17 protein-coding genes and 2 pseudogenes are annotated in these 20,545 nt (G+C 68.6%); 6 read left to right on the plus strand and 13 right to left on the minus strand.

Annotation, left to right across the window (positions count from 1 at the left end):
• The coding region (locus tag CCN42_RS22685; protein WP_143661987.1) for an ATP-binding protein at nucleotides 1–2,307 on the minus strand (2,307 nt) is incomplete at its 3' end.
• 383 nt (nucleotides 2,308–2,690) lie between these two features.
• Between CCN42_RS22685 and CCN42_RS42675 the strand changes: the two genes are divergently transcribed.
• The 4 genes from CCN42_RS42675 to CCN42_RS22700 all read left to right on the plus strand — a co-directional run bounded on the left by CCN42_RS42675 (nucleotide 2,691) and on the right by CCN42_RS22700 (nucleotide 6,474).
• On the plus strand, nucleotides 2,691–2,858 hold the full coding sequence (locus CCN42_RS42675) for a hypothetical protein (protein WP_158101790.1): 168 nt from the start codon (nucleotides 2,691–2,693) through the stop codon (nucleotides 2,856–2,858).
• A 1-nt stretch (nucleotide 2,859) separates the two neighbouring features.
• Nucleotides 2,860–3,864, plus strand: coding sequence for a peptidoglycan-binding protein (locus tag CCN42_RS22690; protein WP_086738292.1), 1,005 nt, complete (start codon nucleotides 2,860–2,862; stop codon nucleotides 3,862–3,864).
• 291 nt (nucleotides 3,865–4,155) lie between these two features.
• Nucleotides 4,156–5,037, plus strand: coding sequence for a DUF6528 family protein (locus CCN42_RS22695; RefSeq protein ID WP_086738295.1), 882 nt, complete (start codon nucleotides 4,156–4,158; stop codon nucleotides 5,035–5,037).
• 441 nt (nucleotides 5,038–5,478) lie between these two features.
• The gene (locus CCN42_RS22700) at nucleotides 5,479–6,474 is read left to right on the plus strand and encodes a hypothetical protein (protein ID WP_143661988.1); all 996 of its coding nucleotides are present in this window, start codon (nucleotides 5,479–5,481) and stop codon (nucleotides 6,472–6,474) included.
• A gap of 22 nt (nucleotides 6,475–6,496) precedes the next feature.
• Here the strand turns inward: CCN42_RS22700 and CCN42_RS22705 are convergent, their stop codons facing one another.
• The 10 genes and pseudogenes from CCN42_RS22705 to CCN42_RS22750 form a co-directional block, all read right to left on the minus strand.
• Nucleotides 6,497–7,213 (minus strand): transposase, encoded by a 717-nt coding sequence (locus CCN42_RS22705; RefSeq protein ID WP_086738300.1) that lies wholly within the window; start codon nucleotides 7,211–7,213, stop codon nucleotides 6,497–6,499.
• A 709-nt stretch (nucleotides 7,214–7,922) separates the two neighbouring features.
• Complete coding sequence (locus CCN42_RS42160; RefSeq protein WP_143661989.1) at nucleotides 7,923–8,324, minus strand: hypothetical protein; 402 nt, start codon at nucleotides 8,322–8,324, stop codon at nucleotides 7,923–7,925.
• A gap of 566 nt (nucleotides 8,325–8,890) precedes the next feature.
• Nucleotides 8,891–9,274 carry an SDR family oxidoreductase gene (locus CCN42_RS44675; RefSeq protein WP_245877422.1) on the minus strand — a complete coding sequence of 128 codons (384 nt, stop codon included), beginning with the start codon at nucleotides 9,272–9,274 and terminating at the stop codon, nucleotides 8,891–8,893.
• A gap of 73 nt (nucleotides 9,275–9,347) precedes the next feature.
• Nucleotides 9,348–9,449: pseudogene (locus CCN42_RS44680) on the minus strand (hypothetical protein); the annotation flags it as partial.
• A 620-nt stretch (nucleotides 9,450–10,069) separates the two neighbouring features.
• Nucleotides 10,070–10,306 (minus strand): hypothetical protein, encoded by a 237-nt coding sequence (locus CCN42_RS22725; RefSeq protein ID WP_086738308.1) that lies wholly within the window; start codon nucleotides 10,304–10,306, stop codon nucleotides 10,070–10,072.
• A 165-nt stretch (nucleotides 10,307–10,471) separates the two neighbouring features.
• A pseudogene (locus CCN42_RS45675) lies at nucleotides 10,472–10,786 on the minus strand (Tn3 family transposase); the annotation flags it as partial.
• A 143-nt stretch (nucleotides 10,787–10,929) separates the two neighbouring features.
• Nucleotides 10,930–11,592 (minus strand): VWA domain-containing protein, encoded by a 663-nt coding sequence (locus CCN42_RS22735; RefSeq protein WP_143661990.1) that lies wholly within the window; start codon nucleotides 11,590–11,592, stop codon nucleotides 10,930–10,932.
• A 545-nt stretch (nucleotides 11,593–12,137) separates the two neighbouring features.
• A complete protein-coding gene (locus CCN42_RS22740) occupies nucleotides 12,138–12,569 on the minus strand; it encodes a hypothetical protein (RefSeq protein WP_086738312.1) in 432 nt (143 codons plus the stop codon).
• A gap of 300 nt (nucleotides 12,570–12,869) precedes the next feature.
• Entirely contained in the window at nucleotides 12,870–13,304 is a 435-nt protein-coding gene (locus tag CCN42_RS22745) for a hypothetical protein (protein WP_086738315.1), read from the minus strand.
• Between the two features lie 290 nt (nucleotides 13,305–13,594).
• Complete coding sequence (locus CCN42_RS22750; RefSeq protein WP_086738316.1) at nucleotides 13,595–13,813, minus strand: hypothetical protein; 219 nt, start codon at nucleotides 13,811–13,813, stop codon at nucleotides 13,595–13,597.
• Between the two features lie 1,368 nt (nucleotides 13,814–15,181).
• Between CCN42_RS22750 and CCN42_RS22755 the strand changes: the two genes are divergently transcribed.
• A complete protein-coding gene (locus tag CCN42_RS22755; protein WP_086738319.1) occupies nucleotides 15,182–15,835 on the plus strand; it encodes a hypothetical protein in 654 nt (217 codons plus the stop codon).
• 194 nt (nucleotides 15,836–16,029) lie between these two features.
• Here CCN42_RS22755 and CCN42_RS22760 read toward each other — a convergent pair whose 3' ends face one another.
• Both CCN42_RS22760 and CCN42_RS22765 read right to left on the minus strand, forming a co-directional pair.
• A complete protein-coding gene (locus tag CCN42_RS22760) occupies nucleotides 16,030–16,374 on the minus strand; it encodes a hypothetical protein (protein ID WP_086738322.1) in 345 nt (114 codons plus the stop codon).
• A gap of 777 nt (nucleotides 16,375–17,151) precedes the next feature.
• Nucleotides 17,152–19,815, minus strand: coding sequence for a LuxR C-terminal-related transcriptional regulator (locus tag CCN42_RS22765; RefSeq protein ID WP_086738325.1), 2,664 nt, complete (start codon nucleotides 19,813–19,815; stop codon nucleotides 17,152–17,154).
• A gap of 183 nt (nucleotides 19,816–19,998) precedes the next feature.
• Here CCN42_RS22765 and CCN42_RS22770 point away from each other — a divergent pair, with 183 nt between their 5' ends.
• Nucleotides 19,999–20,481: an ATP-binding protein gene (locus CCN42_RS22770; RefSeq protein ID WP_086738344.1), complete on the plus strand. Its 483-nt coding sequence runs from the start codon at nucleotides 19,999–20,001 to the stop codon at nucleotides 20,479–20,481.
• The last annotated feature ends 64 nt before the right edge of the window (nucleotides 20,482–20,545 follow it).

Raw genomic sequence — 20,545 nt, forward strand, 5'->3', positions numbered from 1 at the left:
GCGACTGCGCTGGGAGCGCAGGTCCCACAGACGCAAGCCCTTGGGCGTGCACGCGGCGAGGGTCCGGTTGTCCGCGGTGATGTCGTAGGCGGTCGTGTCCCCGTCGGGCAGAAGCCCGTCGAACAGGCGCCGTCCATCACTCGTATCCCATCCCCGTAGCCGCTCCCCGGTCTGGGAGATCCATGCGTGCCCGCTGGAGCTGAAGTCGTCGGAGACCACGATGCCGGTGAGGTAACCATGTGCCGACGACGACACGTCACCCGCGGAGCCCGCGGCGCCCCCATGGATGTCCACCTGCTCGGATGCAGGTAGCTTCTCCGTCTCGTGCCATCTGAGGTCGGGAACCCACGGACCGCGGAACCGCTCCGCCAGGACGTCCCACAGACGCAAACGTGCCGCCTGTATGTCCTGCACAACCACATAGCGGCCGTCGGGACTCGTGGGGGGCGAGCCATCGTAATTCACAGTGGGTTCGAACACCCCCCCGGGCGGCACTCGGTGGCTGCTGATCCGCCGGCGGGTGTGCAGGTCCCAGCGGGTGATGCCGTCGGGACCGTCGAGGCTGGTGAGCGTGCGGCCGTCGAGGCTGAGAACGTATCCCTCCACCGTGCCGGCACGGTTCGGGGCGAAGGGGGGAAGTTCGTTCTGGCCCACGGCGCCGAGGAGGGCGGAGCGGGTCTCCGGTCCGGGGTTCAGACGCCACGCCGCAGCGGCAAGCCGCAGCCCGAGCACCGGGTCGGAGGAACGCAGGGTCTCGGCGGCGGTGGCGGCGCGGCCGGCGGCGGCCTGCAGTTGGCGGCGGTCGGAGGCGCGGTTCTGCTGCCAGGCGACCACGCCCGCGACCAGGGCCAGCACGAGCAGCACCGAGACGGAGGCCACCCATCCCTTCAGGCGCCGCCGTTCGCGGGCGAGGGCGGAGCGGCTGGCTGCGAGGAACTCGCGTTCCACCGCGGTGAGCTCGGCGGCGTCCGTGCCGGTGAAGGTTTCCTCGGCCTCCGCCAGCCGCGCGCCCCGGTACAGGGCCCCGCTGTCCCTTTTCAGCTCCTGCCACGCCTGGGCTGCTTGTGTGAGCCGTCGCAGGGCGTGCAGCCGGTGCCGGTCGTCGTCGATCCAGCCGCGCAGCCGGGGCCAGGAGGTGATGAGCGCCTCGTGGGCGAGGTGGACGGTGTCGCCGTCCAGCGTGACGAGCCGGGCCCGTGCCAGCCGGTCGAGGACGGCGCCGGTCTGCTCCGGGGAGTGCGGTCCCGCCGTGCGCAGCTCCGCGCGTTCCACGGGACGGCTGGTGTCCGCGGTTCCCTCACCGGGCGCGATCAGCCGCAGCAGGATGCGCCGTACCAAGGCGGCCTGCTCGGGGGAGAGTTCGCCGTACAGCTCTTCGGCGGTCTGGGTGATCGCGCCGCGCACGCCGCCCGCGGCCTCGTACGCCTGCAGCGTCAGCATGCGGCCCGACCGGCGGAACCAGGTCTCCAGCAGCGCGTGCGAAAGCAGGGGCAGAGCGCCCGGCTCGCCCGCCACCTCGTCCAGCAGCCGGGCGGTCAGCGCCCGCTCGACGGTCAGTCCCCGTACGGTGGCGGGCCGTACGATCACCTCACGCAAGTCCTCGCGGCTCGGCGGCCCCACCGGTATGCCCGCTTCACTTATCACCCGGACCAGTTCGGGGTGTTCCAGGCAGCGGCCGTAGAAATCCGCGCGGACACCGAGGACGACGCGCAGCCTGCCGGCCGGGTCCAGGGAGGTGAGCAGGAGTTCGATGAACTCGGCGCGTTCGGCCGGGTCCGTGCAGAGGGTGAACACCTCCTCGAACTGGTCGACCAGTACGAGGGTGTCGCCGGGCTTGTCGGCGTGCCGCAGCCGCTCGGTGTGGGTGCGCATCGGGTGCGCACCGGGCGTCAGGATGCGGATCGCGGCGAGCGGCGTGTCCAGTCCGGCGCCCTCGCTCAGGCGGGGGATCAGCCCGGCGCGCAGCAGGGACGACTTGCCGCTGCCGGAGGGGCCCAGCACCACCACACTGCGGTGGGCTCGCACCATATCGAGCAGGCTTTCGATGAGCTGGTCGCGTCCGAAGAAGACGTCGGCGTCTGCGGGTTCGAACCGCGTCAGACCGCGGTACGGGGACTCCTCGGCGTCGGCATCCTGCCTCGGCGTGGCCGCCAGCTCCTGTGCGATGATCCGCCAGCGTTTCTCCCACCCGTCGGCGTCGCCGCCGCACGCCGCCACGTAAGCGAGGGTGACCGCCAGTGTCGGCAGCTTCTCCCCCGCGGCCGCCTGCGACAGTGCGGGAGCCGAGTACCCACTGCGCTGTGCCATCGCCCGGTACGTCGGCGCACCCCCCTCCGTGCGCAGCGCCCGTAAGTCGGCCGCGAACCGCTGTACCGGACCCGCGTGCGGGTCAAGCGGCTTCTCCTTGCGCCCCACCCTGTGCCCTCCACTCCCCCGACGGCCCCGTCTGCTGATGGTGCTCCGACAACACAGGCTGACGCACACACCGTAGAACCCGCCCGCGTCGGTGGGCAAAGCGGCGCTCTTGCGCACGGCGGAATTGTTCACCTGCACAAATGCGGGCTGCTTATCAACGCCGGGCCCGCTGAACTCGATGTCGAGCGGCACCGCGACGGCGCCGCCCACCGCCGGCCCCGCACCTCCTGGGGGGTCCTCGGCCGGCGAGGTCCGACACGAGAGAGGAACGGCTCATGACCGAGCCCACGCAGGAACAGCCCACGCAGGAACAGCAGTCGCCGTATCCCGTCGGCGGTGCGGGGGTCTTCGACGTCGACCCCAGCCAGGACGGCGTCAGCCAGGACCCCGCGATCGCCGTTGACGGCGACGTCCAGGCCCTCCCGGAAGACATGGAGATCTGACATGGGCAACGTGCAGGGAATGCTCACCGCAGCCCGCAAGCTGCTGGGCGTCAGGGAGAACCCGCCCGGCTCCAACAACAACATCGTCACCCGGTGGTACGGACTGCGCGGCCCGTGGTGCAACATGGCCGTCAGCTACGCAGCCGCCCACTCCGACAACCTGGCGGCGATAGGCGGCAAGTTCGCCTACACCGTCGCCCACGCCCGCTACTTCCAGAAGAAGGGCCGCTGGCACTACGGCATCGGCGGAATCCGTCCCGGTGACATCGTCTTCTTCGACTGGTCCGGCTCCCGCTCCATCGGTGCCATCGACCACGTCGGCATCGTCGAGGCGGTGCACTCCAACCGCACCATCACGACCCTGGAGGGCAACACCTCCGACGCCTTCCGGCGCAGGCGCCGCAACTCCGCCTGCATCGTCGGCTACGGCCGACCCGCCTACAAGGGCGGCAGCGCTCCCATGCCCAGCGGCGACGGTATCCTGCGGCGCGGCTCGAAGGGCAACGCCGTGAAGACCCTCCAGAAGAACCTGAACACGGTACTGAAGACCAAGCTCGTCGTGGACGGCGACTTCGGGCCGGCCACCGAGAAGGCGGTCAAGGACTTCCAGGCCAAGTACCGCCTGACCGTGGACGGCCAGTACGGTCCGAACTCGGCGGCGATGATGAAGGCCGTCCTCGCCGGCCGTGACAAGCCGATCCGGCCGAGGGTCCTGGTCCAGCAGGTGGACACCCTGGAGGTCGACGGGGTGTTCGGTCCGGCCACGTGCGCCGCGCTCCAGCGGTCGCTCAACAGCCGTACCCAGGCCGGACTCGAGGTGGACGGCGCCTTCGGGCCGCTGACCATCAAGGCTCTCCAGGGCTATCTGAAGGTCACGGCGGACGGGATCGTCGGCCCGAAGACCGTCGCCGCCCTGCGGACCCGCCTCGGGGCCACGGCCGGCGGTGACTGGGACGCCGACACCACCCGCCTGCTCCAGAAGGCACTGAACGCGAACACCTTCTGATCCACGGCACGGACCCCGGCCGGAAGACCGGCACGGAGGAGGCCTCCCGGCCGGGGTCCGAACACTCCCGGCCGGAGCCCAGACGTTCCCGGCCGGGGTCCGGACCCTCCCGCCGGGCCCGGCATCCCGAGGCGACCGGACGACTGCGGCCGCGACCATGACCGCGGTCTGAGCGAGCGAAGGAGGCGTAGTGGACTCGCAAGACGTGCGGGAAGACCAGCACACCAGCACAGGGAAACCCGGCTTCCAGCCGACGTCGGCAGACCGGGACAGTGCAGAGAGGACAGCCAGATGAACGCATCCGCAGCGCAGGCCGCTTCGGACTACAAGGTGGCCATCACGGAGCAGAATCGGGGTCAGGTTCTGCTGTTCGACCGGACCGCCCAGTTCACCGACGCCAATGTGCGGTGGAGCTTCAGCACAGGCAACGCCCCCGGCTGGAGCCACCCGTTCGAGATCCGCTTCCGGGACACCCAGCGGTACGGAGCGATCGCGCTGATGACGTTCGGCAAACCGGGCGAGGGCCGGGCCGGCATCGTCAACATCACCAGCAAAAGCCACCTCACCCGGGCCGACCTTATATGGTCCGCCCGGATCACCAGTTACCCGCACAGCATCGAGCGGGTGCCCCACGCCGGAACGGTCGTCGTGGCCGGCTCCCGTGACCGGCTGCACGTCTTCGCCCCCTCCAGCAGCGACCCCGCCAGCCTCAAGGAGGTGCAGACACTCACCTTCACCAAGGCCCACGCAGTCCTGTGGGACGAGCAGAACGGACTGCTGTGGGTCACCGGCGGCACCCTCATCCGCACCTACCGCGTCAACGGCACACTGCGGGCGGCGCGGTTGCAGAAGCACGGGCCCGACATCACCATCGCCGGCAACGGCCACGACATCCAGCCCGACTACGCCCGGCCGGGCACCCTGCTGGTCACCGACAGCCACCGCGTCTACTCGGTCGACAAAGCGACCCGGGCCGTCACCGTGGTGGCGAAGATGCCGTACGTGAAGTCCTACGTCCGGCACGCCGGCGGCCAAGCCATGTGGACGGCAGACCCTGACATCAACGACTCGGTCTGGGCTGGTTCGACCGTCCACTTCTCAGCCGGAGGCAACCGCACCCGACCGGGTGCGCAGATCTACAAGGCCCGCCTCTACACCACCCGGTTCCACTGAATCCGTATCCGGCCACCCGGCCGTTGACGTCACGGAGGGTCCCTGGCGGGAGGTCACCTCGACCGGGTGCCGGTGCCCTTTGCAAGACGGCGGCGCGCCGTCCACGCACGCCCCCCGTCACCGTCTTCGTGGCTCCGCAATGGGGCCTCCGGCCTTCGGGTCCGGCATGACTTCCCCCTCCTGTTGTTGATGATCCGGGGAGTGGTGTCACCGGGTTCAGAGGCATCGACGGACCGCTGATGAGGGGCTTGAGCACCGGCTTCACCCGGGCCGGAAGAGCTCTCCGTAACGTGGATGTGGCAGCTCGGTGCCCTGGCAAGGCCGGACGAAAGCGTGATGGAGGGGCCTACCAAGGCACTGAGCCGCACTCGTTCTGGCAATAGTCAGCAAGACGTCACCTGGGTGGGGGTAGGCGACCGTGACGACGGGGAGGTGACAGCCATGAGTTCTGAAGAGACGGACGGGTTACGTGACGGGGAGCAGCGCACCCCCTCAGGGGAAGCGACAAGTGCTAACCCTGTGCCGTCACAGTCACGTGCTCAGAGCGTCGACGGTGACGGCGAGCGTTCCGCGCCGTCGGCGGGCGGGGCTGATGCGGCGGCGGCCCGGGATGAGGGGCAACAGCAGGGAGGAGGCTTCTGGTCCAGGCAGCACAGAAAGCTCGAGATGATCGGCACCGCCCTTACAGTGGTCGCCGGGATCGTGGGGCTGGTCTTCTTGTTCTGGCCCGATGCACAGCCCAAGCCCGACCCCGAGCCACCGCCGCGAGTCGAGCTGGTCGACTCCGACGTCGACCGGGAGCAGAACATCGCCGCGGATGTGATCGCCGATGGCCAGGTCACCGAACGGGTCAAGGTGCCCACGTCCGTCGTCAGTGTGACGCTGAGGAACAGCGCAGACAATCCTGTCCTCGTCACCCATGCTGAAGTACGTTTTACTTCCGTTACTGAGGTTCGCTGTACCTACGGTGCCGGGCTAACCGACATCAAGGCTCAGTACAACGTCAAGATCCCGCAAGAGGCGGGTGCTGGTTCCGTCATTCCCCGGAAGATGAAGTACACCCTCCCGCCCCACACCCAGGAACGGGTGGCATTCACTGTGGGACCCGAGAGGTACGGAGAGGGGTCGATGCCCTTCATCTACACCTTCACCATCTCGCTGCACATGGACGACGGCTCCACAGTCACAGTGCCGGAGGTCACCTACCTTGCTCCCACCCACATGGCCACAGCGTTCCTTGCGATGGCAGAACAGGCCATGAACCCCGAGCAGGTGGGAGGGGCGGGTCTGATGAAACCCGGTTGTGTATCCAAGCAGGCCCGTTCCGTAGCGCAGCTCGTCAAGTCCGCTTCGCGCCCGTCGCCCGAACTGCGTGACTTCAGCGCGGAACTCACCCGCCTAAAGGGTGTTGCAGAAGGCCGTGATCACTCAGGCTGAAGCGGTGTCTGGGCGTGTGCGGTCATGCGGCGAGGGCGAGGTTGTGCATGCGGGCGACGGCCTGGACGGCGTGGTGGAGGCCGTTGCCGCGTTGCCGGCAGTCGCGGAGGATCTTGTAGTTCTTCATGCGGGAGAAGGTGTGCTCGACGCGGGCGCGGACCCTGCGATGCTGGGCGTTGTCCTCTTCCTCGGCTTTCAACAGCGGGCGTCCGGGTCGTTTTCGGTGCGGGACGATCAGGCCGGTGTTTATGTAGGCGCCGTCCCCGAGGACCGTCACACCTTCGCAGTGTGCGGCCAGGCCGGAGTCCCGCCAGGCTTTCGCGTCCGCCGTGTTGCCGGGCACCGGGCGGGCGGTGGCTACCACCAGGCGCGTCTCGGCGTCCACGATGACCTGCACGTTCGCCGAGAACCGGTAGTTGCGGGACGAGGCTCCGACCTTGCGGTCGCGGACCGGGACCAGGGTGCCGTCCACGATCCACAGCCGCTCGACTGCGTCCTGGGAGGCGCGGGCCGGCTCGATCGCGAGCAGCGGGCCGAGCTGCCGCATGGTGAGGTTCGTGCGGTAGTACACCGCCACCAGCAGCACCCGCTCGGCCAGCGGCAGCCGCCACGGCCGACCCCAGCCGCACCCCTCGCCCCCACGTTCCCGGACCGCTTTCAGTAACCGGCCGAACTGATCGACCCGCAGCCCGGTGAACGTCTCCACCCACACCCGCTCGGCCCTCAACACCCCAGCCATACAACGAAGATGCCCAGTTCACGGCCTTCTGCAACACCCTTTAGGCGTAGCTCGGCGTCGGCGTAGAGATCGCGGGTCCGCTCGGCGAGGGGTCCGACCATCCCAGGGTGCATAGGCACCCCTTAGACACCCCCTACAGCAGACGACGTACGGGCAGTGCGTAGGCCGTAACCCGTATGGGTGATGGCGGACTTGGGGTCTGCTGCCTAACCTGGTCTCATGTATCAGCGCTGTTGGCGCTGACCCACTCCCCATCAAACGGGGACAGTCGCCGCGCATGAGGGCCATCACCGGTGGTTCTCCTGTGCGACGCCTGTCGCTCAGTAGATGAGGAGACATTTGCATGAAGATTACGGAAGTTTTCTCGCGGGCACGTGCCCTGAGACAACGTCACCATTTTGTGGAAGCGGAAGGAGGATGTGATGACGCTCAAACCGGACGAGTAGACCCGCGTGGTAGGCCCAAGCGGTCTGGCAGATTGAAGATTGGAACTGTCGTTGTGGCGGCCACCTTGACTCTCAGTCTTGTAAAGGCTGTTGGTGGTGCTCTTATCACGATCGAAGACATTCATGACCGCGGTGGACTCTGCGGCTTCGATGTGATTCGCCAAATTGATTCTGTTGACGAGAACTGTTCACTTGCTGAGAGGTCTGACGAGACCTCTACGTGACACCTAGTTTGACCCTATTTATTCCTCGTTTTGGTCTGATCAACCGTCACTAAGAGGATGAGAAGCGGCCCAGCCGGATCCACTGGGCCGCTTCTTCATGTTCCAACCGTGAACACTCCGACCGGATCCGGGACAACGGCGCCTGTCTCCGGGAGAATCGCGCACCAGGCCCCCGGGCACGGGCACACCCTCACCACCCTCGCCGCTCTTGTCGCTGGGGGGGTCCGGGGAGCAGGCGTCGATCGCCCGGCCCACCAGCCCGATGAACCGCACCTCCTGGTCCTCCGCGCTCGGCGGGGCCTTCGGGGAGGAGGTCGCCTTCACTGCGCTGCCCGCGGGGGCCGCGTGGTCGGAGGCGGCCCGCTGGGTGCCGCAGGCGGACAGGACGAGGCAGCCCAGCGCGGCCACCAGCACGGACTTCGGGAAAGATCTCGATCGCATGCACGCATCATGCTGACGTCGGCGATCCAGGGCATGAGTACACGTACTCACTCCGGCACGAGCCGCCAACTGTGCTCCGCAGACAGCCCTCTGACTCCCTCACGCGATGCGCCGGTGGGCGTCGACCTTGGCAGTCGGCGGCAGGGGGCTCTCCGCGCGCGGGCTCGCCGCGACGTGTAAGGTCGCCGTGCTCGTCGCCGTACCGCTCGCGGACCTGAGCCTGATCCCCGACGAAGCACTCCAAGACCGCAGGCCGCCGCACAGCCCGCTCCTCCGGATACCGTCTTGCAGTTGCGCGGCCATCTTGGCGGCGGGCGGTTCGCGGCCTGCGTCATCGCCACCTCCGCGCCCGGTGGCGGTTGCGGATCTCCACATTGCAGTCGGTGACCCGCGACCAGTCACCGGCAGCCCATGCTGCCTCACAAAAACCCGGCGCGTCCGGACTCTGTGCGCGAACTAGCGAAAGTTCGCCCGCGTGCTCTTCCGCCCACGAACGGAACGTGCGCGCCCGCGCTCCGGTGATCTCTTCCACCGTGGATGTGATCAGGTTCGACTCGGGCCGCGTTTCAGCGCTGGCCAACAGGGCCTCGACGAGAGCGGATGGCCTGCCGTCGGCGAGCATCTGCTGTCGTGCGGCCTGTACGGGGACTTTCTCGAAGCGCAACGAAATGGCCGGTCGCTTCGCCGATCGTACGTACCTGCTCGGCTCTGCTGAGTATCTGCGGGCCGGTCAGGACGTACTTCGCACCGGCATGCCCGTCATCGGTCAGCGCGTGCACCGCCACAGCCGCGATATCGCGCTCGTGGATCACTGCCGTGGCGGCGATGTCGGGACCGCGAACGACGCGCGTGGTGCGGATCTGCGCTGCCCACCCGCGCGCGTTGGAGGCGATGGTGTTCGACCGCAGGACGGTCCACTCCAGGCCGGATTCTTCGATCAGGCGCTCCATGTCGGCGTGGAGATACTGTGTCGCTCCCTGCCAGCGCCCCGTCCAGCGTGTCCGGTTCGGAGAGATCGCCGCCTACGACCTTGACTCCCTCTGGTAGCCCGGCCGAGTCGGGATCACGCGCCAATGCCCGCGCAGCGGTGCCCGCGGCCAAGAGCTGAAACGTGCCGACCAACATTGCCGGTCGCGCCGGTCACGAGAATCTCACTCATGATCGACTCAGCCCCAGCCGTGCTTGGAGTATTCCTGCCGTGCCCGGGGCCGCGGAGGTGAGGACGGTGAGGAGGGACACGACCGTGGCGCGCATGCTGGGCCACAGGACTCCTGGTCGGCAGCCCGCTCACCCCGCCATGGCCGAGATGAAGGCGCCGCAAGCAAGGCCGGAGAACCGACCGCCGGCCAGCTGATATCCGACGTGATCGACAACGGGGAGGCCGAGGGGGCAACTGCCTGTTCCACATCATCGACACGCTGGGACCGGCCCAGGGCCTCTTCCACCTGCCCGCATCCTGGCCCAGTTCCGCCAGCAGTGGCGCCCGACGTCGTATCAGCCGGGTCTGAAGGCCCCTACCGGCCGAGGCGTACGCTTTCGATCGCCTCTCGCTGCCTCTCATAACCGCCCTCAAGCAGGCAATGGCCTGCCGTTGGCCGCCCGTCCGCGGCGGTTCGGCCCCCTGCCGAGTCTGTGCCGGACCCGTAGTTCAGCCGTGTCGCCGGTTCCCGTGCTCCCGCCGCCCAGAAGCCGCGCAAGGCGCCGGCACGCCACCCAGAGCATCACGTCTGCATGCCGAAACCGGCTCAGAACAAGGTGTCGGTGTCCTCGGGGTCTTCGGTCTGCGCCTGGGCTGGTGTGCGGGTGCGGCGGCGCCGCGCGGGCTCCGGATCCGCCCCGAACAGCGCTTGTGTCCCGCATTCGTCGGGCACGGCGGGTACCGGCCGGCACACGGCCGCGTCGACCAGGTCGAGCGGGGCAAAGTCGTCGAAGTCGGCACGCTTCATGCGGGTCCAGTCGCGGCCCTCGGGTATGGCGGTCACTGGCGCCCTCCTGTTGCGCTCCAGGCCGAGGGACGGGCGGCACGCCCCGGCGGTACGTTGGTGTCCAGGTCAGTGCTGTCCGGCGCTTGCGTTACGCGGCGGGCCGAACAGGCGGTTGACCCTCGGTGACGGTTCCAGCCGCTTTCCTCCTCCTCGGTCCGTTCGTCATGGTGCTCGCCGCCAGGGCGTCGCTGACCGTCTGTCCATCCGTCTACCCACGCGGGTGGTGCGCGGATCAATCACTCGCGTGCCGGCGAGGGCGTGCCGCCCGGACTGCGGGCGCCAGCGGCAGGGTGACGGGGCGGCGTTGACGGTGCGCACCGGTACCTGGAAGCGAAGCCCGTCCACGGAGGCGAGGAGCCCGTCACCCCAGCAGCGCACGATCGGGATGCCGGCCTGGGTGGCGATGAGCCGCGCGTTCGCCGCGGCGGAGGTGTCGGCGCGCAGGTAGTACTGGTCGACGTGCACGAGCCGGGCACGCAGACGATATCCCCGAACGCCTCGCCAGTTATCTGAGCAGAAACTCACTCAGAAGACTAGTGGGTGGCATCCCAAAGTGCGACGGTGGGTCAGCAATTTGAGGCTGGCGGGTTATCAAATGAACGGGCTAACCGGCGCCTCGGTCATACGAGTGCTTTCTTCCGCCAGCGGGTGAAGCGTCGGGTCACGGCGCGGTCACTCCAGTTGGCACTGAAGTGCACGGCGAGGTTGGGCAGTACGCGCCCCCGATACATCCCCCCTTGGATCCAGAAGGATTCACCTATGGAATGTCTCCAGCCGAACAGCTGCCAGAAAACGGCCTTCTGACCCGCGGCACGAATCGCCAGCACTACCTCCGCCTCCTGCAACCGGCTGTCCAACTGAAAGAGCACCAGTGTCGGTCCCGGGGCCTCCCGCAGTATCGCGGTCACCTCGCCCAGTGCCACGAGAGGGCGGCTCATCGAGGAGCTACCCACCGCGAACACCCTCTCAACACGAGTAGCCGGACGCCTGTCCTCAAGGAACGAGAGGCCTCCAGCGTCCGAAATCGTCCCCCATTCACCAGCCCATTTTTCTAGGAACTCCGGCTCCACGCGCATACGCACGGCGATGCCGCCGTCTGCACTCCTGCCGTCGGCTGGCTCCCCGTACAGGACGACATCGACTCCCGCGCCCGGAGAGATGCGGCCGGCGACACGAATAGCCTGCCGGACCTGCCACGTGATCCCGTACTCATCGGGGCCGAAGTAACCCGATCGCCCGGTGGGTAGCACCACAATCACCCTGACAGATTCGGATTCATGCAAGGACCATACCCCCAGCGATCACATCCGAGAACCGAAACGGCCACTTCGACGAAAAGACCGGGCGGGCCAGCAGTGACTCGCCCGGCACCAACGGGCCGACATCGTAACCCTTGATCAGAACCCTGTCAGCAGCCACCGACACGGTCCGATCCGGGATCGGCAAGGGGGCACCCGTTTACGGGTCAGCCCTTAATGAGTGGGGCGGCGCCGTAATCCTGTCTGAGGGTGGACAATACTGGGCCAGTGAGTTATCGGGTGAGCTCTTGGCGGGTCATCACCGCGGGTCGTTAGGACTGTGCTCTGGCTCGCCGACTGTCGGCTGCCGGCAGACGCAGAGACGGCTGCCGGCTGCTCGGCCATGGCGGCAATATGCACTCGGCTGCCAGGCTCGCGGCTGCCTCCCGTGGAGGCCCGCTCGGTGTCCGGCTCACTCCGGCATGCCGCGGCGGCGGACCGGCGAAATGTTCTCTGGGTGTCGGCATGCCGCGGGTCAGCGGGAACACTGTCCGGTGCTCCGCTCAGCGCCGGCCCGCGGTCCGCCTGACTCAGTAGGAGCAGCCCGTACGGGTGCAGTACAGCTGTCCGATGGAATTCCACTCTGCGTCTTGCGTGGCGGCTCCGTACCACATGATGTCCACGTAGGAAGGGCCACCAGGTTTGTCGACGGTGAGGGTTCCCTGGAACGGCCATTTGCCCGCGACGCACCTTTGGCTGACGTACCCCCAGTCGAAGACCATGCCGTTGGAAGCCCTGAACTCCGCCCGTCGGCAACCGGATCCCGAGGCGACGGTCTGGTAACCGCTGAAGGTCACGGAACGCTGGTTCCACTCCAACTTGCCTTCGAGTTTGGAGTTTCCGTAGGTGAGCACAAACGGCGTCACCGCGTCAGCCGCCTGCGCCGGTGCGGCAGGCATTACGGCAAACGCCCCCAGCACCGATGCGAGCAGCACACCAGCCCGACTCAACAACTTCTTCATGACCTACTTCCCTTTCGTGGGTGCCGAACGTGCCCCGGCTCACGGCACACGGGTGCCAGGTGCCCGGAGCGGTCCTGGATCGCTGGATCGGCAGTGATGGATGAGGGGTGACCGGTAGGAAGGAGCCACCGAAGACGCCCCACCGGCATACGATTCACCCGCCCGTCGGCCAGACGGTGGATGGCCCGCCGGCCACTCGCCGCGCCGACGGCACGACGTTCACGCTCATCCCCGGCCCTGCCGTCCGGTCGCTACCGTGCGGAGCGGTGCATCCACGGTGGGACGCCGTCCGCAGTCAGCTCAGTGGATAACGCATCCCGTGCGGGTGCACTCCATCCGGTAGATGGTGTACCACTGGGGGTCGTTCGCGTCGGTCCCCGCCCAGGTCACGTTCACCAGATTCGGACCGCCTGCCTGGTCGATGGTGAGTGTTCCCCGGAACGGCCATACGCCAGCGGCGCAACGTTCGCTGGTGGACCCGACGTCACTGATCGAGCCGTTCGTGGCCTTGAACTCCGCCCGTCGGCAGCCCGATCCGGTGACCACGACCTGGTTGCCGCTGAAAGTTACGGACCGTTGGTTCCACTCCAGCTTGCCCTCCAGCTTGGAATTGCCGTAACTGATCACGAACGGCGTGACGGAGTCGGCAGCGTGTGCCGGCGTGGTCGGTGCCACGACGAGCGGCGCGAGGACCGAAGCCAGGAGCACACCGGCCCGGTGCAGTATCTTCCTCATTCTCTCTCCCTGTGGTGGCGTAGCATCGCCGCAACTGCGCGGCTCTGGGCGGTCCGAAGGCCCGTTGCACCCGCCCCCCTATGCGGCAACGGCGTCCGGGTGTGAAGACTCGCAGGGCTGCTCCGCGCGACCGAGCGCATGGGCACTGTCGTTACTACGGCCACTGCGCTGCTCCGCCGGCTGGCAGGCTCGGCGTCCCCGGACCGCGATGGCGCGACGCCGATCGATGGTCCCGCGTCCTTCGTGGCAGCGCCTCGGGGCGTCGCCTGCTCAGGTCGTCACTGGTGCCGTCACGGGCGGACCAGGAGCCTCGACCCGAGCCAGGTGCTGAAACCGTCGCTGTTGAGCTCGGCGAGCGTGACGTAGGCCTCGGAGGGGCCGCCGGGCTTGTCCACCTCCATGGTGAAGCCGAACGTCTTGGTGCCGCAGTCCCATGCGGTGCGGGTCTCGGTCGTACCGCTGTAGGGGTAGGTGTAGATGATGGCCTGAAGGCAGCCGCTGATGTGCAACTCGACGTCGGGAGATGCCGACCGAGCGGTTCTGGAACTCGGCGTTGCCGTAGGTGTACCGGCGACGAGTGCGACGGCCCCGGCGGCGAGACACTGGTTTTGACCAACTTAGGCATTCTTCCTCCGTATGACGTTTCGATCGGCTGCCGCCGCTGGGATACCGGTGCCGTCCCCACGTCTGGTGGCCGCCACTGCACCCCGCCGAACCCAGGGAGTTACCAGAGCGCGCGAGCGTCTTCAGTGTTCCGGGCGGCAGTGATCGGCGGCAGCGGCGTGAGGGCCATCCTTGCGGAACTTACGGCCAGCCGTTTCGTCCACCGCCCGTCCCACCGCCAGCCCACCAGTCGTCCGCTTCGTGTCATGGACGGGAGACATCCGGTGGCGGGTCACCTCCGCCACTCGCGGGGCGGTTACGGCCTGAGACGACGGTTCCACCGCGTGGAACGGTGGGCGCCCCGGACCGCCCGGACACGATCCTGGGGCGATCCCCGTACGGCTGAAGGAAGTCGGCGTCCTGGAGATGTGCGGGGTCGGGCAGCTGACGGTGCGGGGCGGGCCAGCGCTCACAGGTTGTCCAGCCGAGAGTCCGACGCGGCTCATGACCCGGTCGATGCCAGCCAGGTAGTCCGCGTCTTCGGCGGCCACCGCGGCGCTCTGCTTTGCCGGCGGGCTGCCAAGGGTAGTGGGCCCGGGCTGGGTGATGGGGGGTGATGGGTACGGTCGGGACCAGCATGGCCTTGGACATGATGTCGTCGATGCGGCGGGTCACGAGGTCTTTTTCCGTGTGTTTCGGACGGTGGGTAAAGGACGCTTTACAGGAAGTGTTCGGCGTGGCGTTCATCGGAGCGCACAGTGCTGGCGGGACGCCAAGGAGGTCGGCTACGTCCCGGGCGGGCATGCCGCACATGCGGCGCAGGACGAAGACGTCGAGCTGGTCCGCGAGGTCGTGGCCCTCAGTCTGCCCGGCAGCGACCCCGCCCTTTGGTGCATCGCCCTCCTCATCTCGCCCGGGCCGTGGACGGCATCGTCCGTGCCGGGCGCGCCGGCTGGGCCACTGCTCGGGCCAGGGCGGCGTCCAGTGCGGTGGCGGTAACGTTGCGGCCGGTGGCGTCGGACAGAAGCGCGGGGGTTGGGGGCGGCTTCCAGCAGGGCCAGCAGATGCAGCAGTGGGCGGGCCAGGGAGGGAGCCAATCGGAATTCGACCCAAACGCTCCACCGCACTGTTCTCCCTCGCTGCGGAGCTTGCCGCCGCGATCCTCGCCCGGTGCTCGGCGTCCACATCAAGGTCGCCGTCCAGTGGCAGAAGGCATCGGCCAGCGACTGGGTGGCCTACGCCGCCGACGTCAGCCAACGTCTCCAGGAGAACCAATGAGACTGCCAGTCATCATTCACCACGCCCGGTTCAGGGCAATGGAGTACAAGGTCATCCGCCCCGCTCAGCCACTGCCTCACGCGGTGCTCATCGATCACGACCGGCACCTGGACGCCTACCTCGACGAGGACGCTGCACGCCGGATCGGTGGCCTATGGGTACTCGCGGCCACGTCACCACGCGCGCTGATCCACCTGCCGATGCGCGGCAACCAGCCGCCCTCCCGCGAACTGCCGGAGGACGCGACACGGCAGCTCGATCTCGTCTTGCTGCATCACTCGCTGCAGTTCGCACCAGCACGCTGGAAAGAGATCCGCAGACGCCTCGGTCCAGGCCGTCCGCAGACTGTGACCTTGCCCGGCTCAGCACCTGGAAGCGATCTCGTGGTCGACTACGAAGCACGGCACTACCGGGAGAACCGGGACCTGTTTCATCAGCACCTCCACGCCGAGACCCTGTTCATGACCGGCAGCGCGAAGGTGTTCAGGGAGACCGCCCGGCACTTTCTCGACATCGCCCGCAACGGGCCCGGCTACGTCCCCGTCCACCCGAACTATCCGTACTTCTGCACGGAGCTCCACTCCAACGACGGCGTCCTCGGCGACGCACGCGAGATCCACATCGAGTACTGCGACAAATGGAGCTCGTGATCCGACAGGCACAGGGAGAGGCATTCGGCACGCCAGTGAGCGCACTGTCGTCAGTATTCCGCCAGCGACCAGACGCTCCGTCATGACATCAACCCACTGACACCGAACCGGCACATCGCAACCGGCGAGTCCACGACGCCGATCACACCCCCACCGCGGGCATCACGACCGGCACGTTGGCTCCGCAACGGTACTCACCGCGATCCGCCGCTACGGCGGCTCTCGCGCCGAAAGTGTCGAAGGAAGCGGGTCATGCCCCACGCAAGCAAGGCGTTCACTACCGCGCCCGCGACGAAAGGGGGGACGTGACTCAAGGGGTGCACGGTCTCATCGGACATGTTCCATTCGGCGCCGGAGAGCCACATGATCGGGTAGATGACCAAGACGACGAAGATCGCGTATCCCGGAAAGACGGCCGTGTGCAGCACCTCCCCCGCCCAGCCACCGTCTGCTTGGGCGGCACCGTAGGCGGTCGCGCCCGCGGTAACCAGCCCGATGTAGCAAGCCGCAAGAGCCGTGCAGTGGTGCCTGAGGTTCATTGGCTGTCCGTTCACCAGAAGTCTCCAAGGAGGTGGGCTTGCGGCACCGGAGCACCGCAAGCCCACGCCCATTATTGAACACGTTCAACAGCTGAGGTTCCCGCGGCGGGTCACCGTCGGCAGGGCCTTCGCCCCCAGGCGGGAGATCCACCGGTGGTCGAAGCCAGGGCGTGGGCGCCTTGACGGAAGACGCCTTTCACGTTGCTAAAACCACTCCGCTCACACCGCAGTGCGTGAGGCTTCAGACTGTGCGGTGCGCTCGGGTGAGGGAGGTGGCAGAGGGGCGGGAAAGAGCTGCTCGATGGCTTTGCGGGTGCGGGTCCCTGAACGATCCCGGGCTCTGTGGGGCAGGCAGGCGTCAATGCTGTGGGCTGCGACGCTGAGCTCTTTGCGACCCGGCCGAGCAGAGTGAGCAAAGCGGTGCTGACAACTGCCTGGTCGAAAGCGGACAGACGGACGAGTGCGGTGGCCGCCGCCCAGTGCATCAGCGCGTCCGACGTGTCCAGGTAGGGAGAATGTCCTTGGCAGTACCGCCACGCCCTCCTCCCAGAGCCGTCTCCGGAAGGAGTGGGGACCTTCCGGAGACGGGGCGGGCGCCGCGAGGCCCGGTGCTGGCCGGTGCGCATGCCGTCGGGTCGCACACGCCTGTGTGGGGGACGTAGCGGTGGCAGGCGGCCCGCTGCGGCACCTCATCAGGAATTGATGCGGCGCCGGAAGAGATCGTGACGTGATCACAGTTCACACACCATCCGGGGGCCGACACTCACGGATACCCATTCAACTCGAGGCCTCGGCCAGCGCTTGGCCGAGCTGTTGCCGGGAGCGCACGCCAGTCTTCTGCAGCGCCCGGGCCACGTGCTGCTCAACGGTGCGCGGGGACAGGTGCAGTGTGGCGGCTATCTCCCGGTTGGACATGCCCGCTGCAGCAAGTTCCGCGACCTCCTCCTCGCGCGGCGAGAGCACGTCGCCGAACCGAGGGCGGCCGGGCGGCCGGCGTTCCCCTGCAGGTCGCAGGCGTCGCAGGTCGGCGCGGGTGCGAGCGGCGTCCCACGTCGCGCCGAGGGAGTCGAAGACCAGGGCGCGCTCGGTGAGCACCACGGCGGCGGGGTCCGCATCCCCTTTCAAGGCCAAGAGGCAGCGTGCACCCGCCGCGGCAGTGAGCGCCTCGGGGTAGGGGCGTGACAGGGCCCGGTACGCGTCGGCGCTGCGCTCGTAGTGGGTGGCGGCCTCGGCGGTCCGGTTCGAGTGTTCGGCCAGGACGCCTCGGGTCCAGATGAGAGCCGCCTCGGCCGACGGCGCGTCTCGGCCCCGGAGCCCGGCGGTGAACACCTCGATCATGGCCTCCGCAGTGGCCGGGTCGCCGACTCGCACGGTCGCTTCCACCGCCCAGGGCGCGAGCTCGGCCGCCCAGGCCCAGATGCCCTTGGCGTGCAGGCGTCGCCACGCCGCGGACGCCTCGACCACCGCTTGCCGCATGTCGTCGTGTGCCAGGGCAAGCCGGATCAGGGCGCCGGAAATGGTGGCCGAAATCGGCACTGGGCCGGTGTCGAGGTCGGTCGCGTCAGGGCCGACCAGATGGGTGGCTGTCTCAGCCCAGTCGCCGCGGGACAGAGCGAGCAGTCCCAGGACCATCCGGGCGTCGGAGGCCAGGTAGGGCATGTCGCCGGCTTCCTCCACGAAGGCGCGGCCCCGGTCGGCGAGCCCGTCCCAGTGCCCGGTCGCCCAGTCGAGGACGAGTGCGCAGCCACGGCCGGTCTGTTCGGCGTAGGCGGCGCCGCTGCGTGAGGCCAGGTCGACGCCCTCGGCCAGCAGGTCCCGCGATTTCTCGTAGTGGCCGAGCCAGACCGCCGCGTCCGCTGCGTTGCACAGGCCGCGGGCGGTTTGCTGGCGGGAGGCGACGAGGCCACTGTCACGGTGCAGGCGGTCGACGAACGGCCAGGCGGCCGGGTCGCCGCTGTTGAGCAGGACGCTCACCCGGTTGGCGGCGACGGCGGCTTGCACCACTGGATTGCCCGAGGCCTCCGCCACGGCCACGGCGCGCTCGATCCAGGCGACGTTTTCGGCGAAGGACGCGTCCGGCCCATAGGGCATGGCGAGTGCAGACATCGCCCGGGCCAGCGGCGCCGGCCGGTCCTGCAATTCCTCCACGGCGCGGGTGAGCGCGTTTCGCCCCTCTATGACCTGTCCCATCTGGTTGCACTGCAGGAGCCCGAGGTCCAGCCGGATCTCACCGCGCACGGCAGGGGGAAGACGGGGGTCGGCCACGATGTGCCGCAGGACTTTCAGGGTCTGGTCGGAGCGCAGGCCCACCACGGCACAGCGGGCCAGCCGCGTGGCGAGCCGTGAACGGGCCTGTTCGGGGACCGGGCCGGTGGCCAGTGCCGATTCCAGCAGGCTCACGGCACGCTGCTGCTCGCCAGCGGCCTCGTATTGGTGGGCGGCTCGTTCGACGGCGCGCAGCCAGTTCCGTCCGTCACCGCAGGCGCGGCGGTGTTCGGCTACGCGCTCCCACGGGACGGGCTGGCGCCTTGCGAGCAGTTGCGCGGCCCGCCGGTGCAGCATCTCGCGGGCCGGCCCGATCGCCGCGCGGCGGACGGTGGCGGCGGCGAGCGGCGAAGTGAAGCCGTACCGGCCTTCGCCGCGGTCCTCGAGGGCGGCGGCCCGTAGTGCGGCGGTGAGAGCGTTGTCGGCGGCCCGGCCGGTGAGGCCGGATACGGTCGCGAGGTCGCGAGACGTGGCGGACTCGTCCAGGACGGCGGCGGCGAAGATGATCTGCCGGTGTTCCTCGGGCACTGCGGCGGTGCGTCGCAGCACCAGCGCCTCGAGGCGGGGAGGCGTGTCCGGCAGGCCGAGGTCGGCGGCCGACGGCTGACCGGCGGTGGGTGGCTCTGTGGCCATCCCGTCGAGAAGGTCGATGACGGTCTGGGCGACACCACCGGACGCACGGTGCAGGGCGGCAGCCAAGGCGTCCGTGCAGCGGTCCTCGCCGAGCGCGCGCTGGGCGAGGTGGCGAACGGCGGCGACGTCGAGCGGCCGGAGGACGTGCCGTACCACGGTGAGGGAGGCGGGGAACTCTGTTCCATGGCCGAGGACCAAACCCGGCTTGGCGAGTTCCTCGGGACGGTAGCTCAGGGCACACGCGAGGTGGTCAGGCGGGGCGGCGAGCAGCCGGCGCAGGCTCGCGGCACCGGCTGGCGACGCGCGATGCACGTCCTCGACGAGGAGAAGCACGGGTCCCTGGCCGGGCAGCGGACTACCGGGGGCGGCCCACCGCACGGCTTCGGGCAGTGCCGCAGCCAGACGGTGCAGCAGGCGGCTCTTGCCCGTACCTGCGGCGCCCTCGACCAGCAGCAGGACTGGACGGCCGGGGCCTTCGGGGTCGAGTGCCGCTCTGAGTCGTCTCAGCAGCGCCGCCTCCGGCCTCTCGCCAGTGTCCGGCATCGCACGTCACCCCATTTTCGACGCAGCCTTTTGTTGTTTGCGTATCCGTACTCAGTCTGCCCTGATTGCCGGGCACCTGGATGGCGTGGAGGGTTGACTCCGTAAGGCCTCGTGGTTTTGGACAGACGGGGATCGCCGCCGCCGACGCCGTCGGCTGTCAGGCAGGAGTCCGGCGTGAGCAACATGATCACCGAGCGTCCCAGTGGGGCTCTTCCCCTCACGGGTGGACCACCGCCGCGGCATGAGGGGCGCCGCGAGTCGACGTCGCCCGCCAACGGGCATGTCCTGGCCGTGGCGGACCTCTCGGCGGTTCCCGGCGCGGTGCCTCGCCTGCGCTGGCTGGCGCGAGCGGTGGCGCGCGGTCGCCGACTGTCCGATGCGGCGGAGGAGGCGCTCACCGTGATAGTGAGCGAGCTGGCGACCAACGTCATCCTGCACAGCGGCAGCGCGGACCTGGCGGTGGCCTTCGCAGCCGACGAAGCCACTCTGACGGTGACGGTGCACGACCGCGGGCGGTGGCGGGAGCGTCCCGCACCGCGGTGCGAGGCAGCGGACATGGATGCCGATTATGGCCGCGGGCTCGCGCTGGTCGACGCGTACTCCGTCGACACCTGCGTGCGGCGCTCGGCTGAGGGGACGCTGGTGCGGGCGGTCGTCGCCCTCTGACCCGCGGTGCGGGAAGCCGGTCGGCCAGACCGCCTGGCGCCTGCACCGTGGTCGAGTGCCGGTG

Origin of the sequence: Streptomyces glaucescens (genome assembly GCF_002154375.1) — a bacterium.
In the GTDB taxonomy this organism is placed as follows: domain Bacteria; phylum Actinomycetota; class Actinomycetes; order Streptomycetales; family Streptomycetaceae; genus Streptomyces; species Streptomyces glaucescens.

Coding starts and splice junctions, on each gene's coding strand:
- CCN42_RS42675 (WP_158101790.1), top strand. CDS start 2,691: ATGACCGAGCCCACGCAGGAACAGCCCACGCAGGAACAGCAGTCGCCG.
- CCN42_RS22690 (WP_086738292.1), top strand. CDS start 2,860: ATGGGCAACGTGCAGGGAATGCTCACCGCAGCCCGCAAGCTGCTGGGC.
- CCN42_RS22695 (WP_086738295.1), top strand. CDS start 4,156: ATGAACGCATCCGCAGCGCAGGCCGCTTCGGACTACAAGGTGGCCATC.
- CCN42_RS22700 (WP_143661988.1), top strand. CDS start 5,479: ATGAGTTCTGAAGAGACGGACGGGTTACGTGACGGGGAGCAGCGCACC.
- CCN42_RS22705 (WP_086738300.1), bottom strand. CDS start 7,213: ATGGCTGGGGTGTTGAGGGCCGAGCGGGTGTGGGTGGAGACGTTCACC.
- CCN42_RS42160 (WP_143661989.1), bottom strand. CDS start 8,324: ATGCGATCGAGATCTTTCCCGAAGTCCGTGCTGGTGGCCGCGCTGGGC.
- CCN42_RS44675 (WP_245877422.1), bottom strand. CDS start 9,274: ATGGAGCGCCTGATCGAAGAATCCGGCCTGGAGTGGACCGTCCTGCGG.
- CCN42_RS22740 (WP_086738312.1), bottom strand. CDS start 12,569: ATGAAGAAGTTGTTGAGTCGGGCTGGTGTGCTGCTCGCATCGGTGCTG.
- CCN42_RS22745 (WP_086738315.1), bottom strand. CDS start 13,304: ATGAGGAAGATACTGCACCGGGCCGGTGTGCTCCTGGCTTCGGTCCTC.
- CCN42_RS22755 (WP_086738319.1), top strand. CDS start 15,182: ATGAGACTGCCAGTCATCATTCACCACGCCCGGTTCAGGGCAATGGAG.
- CCN42_RS22760 (WP_086738322.1), bottom strand. CDS start 16,374: ATGAACCTCAGGCACCACTGCACGGCTCTTGCGGCTTGCTACATCGGG.
- CCN42_RS22765 (WP_086738325.1), bottom strand. CDS start 19,815: ATGCCGGACACTGGCGAGAGGCCGGAGGCGGCGCTGCTGAGACGACTC.
- CCN42_RS22770 (WP_086738344.1), top strand. CDS start 19,999: ATGATCACCGAGCGTCCCAGTGGGGCTCTTCCCCTCACGGGTGGACCA.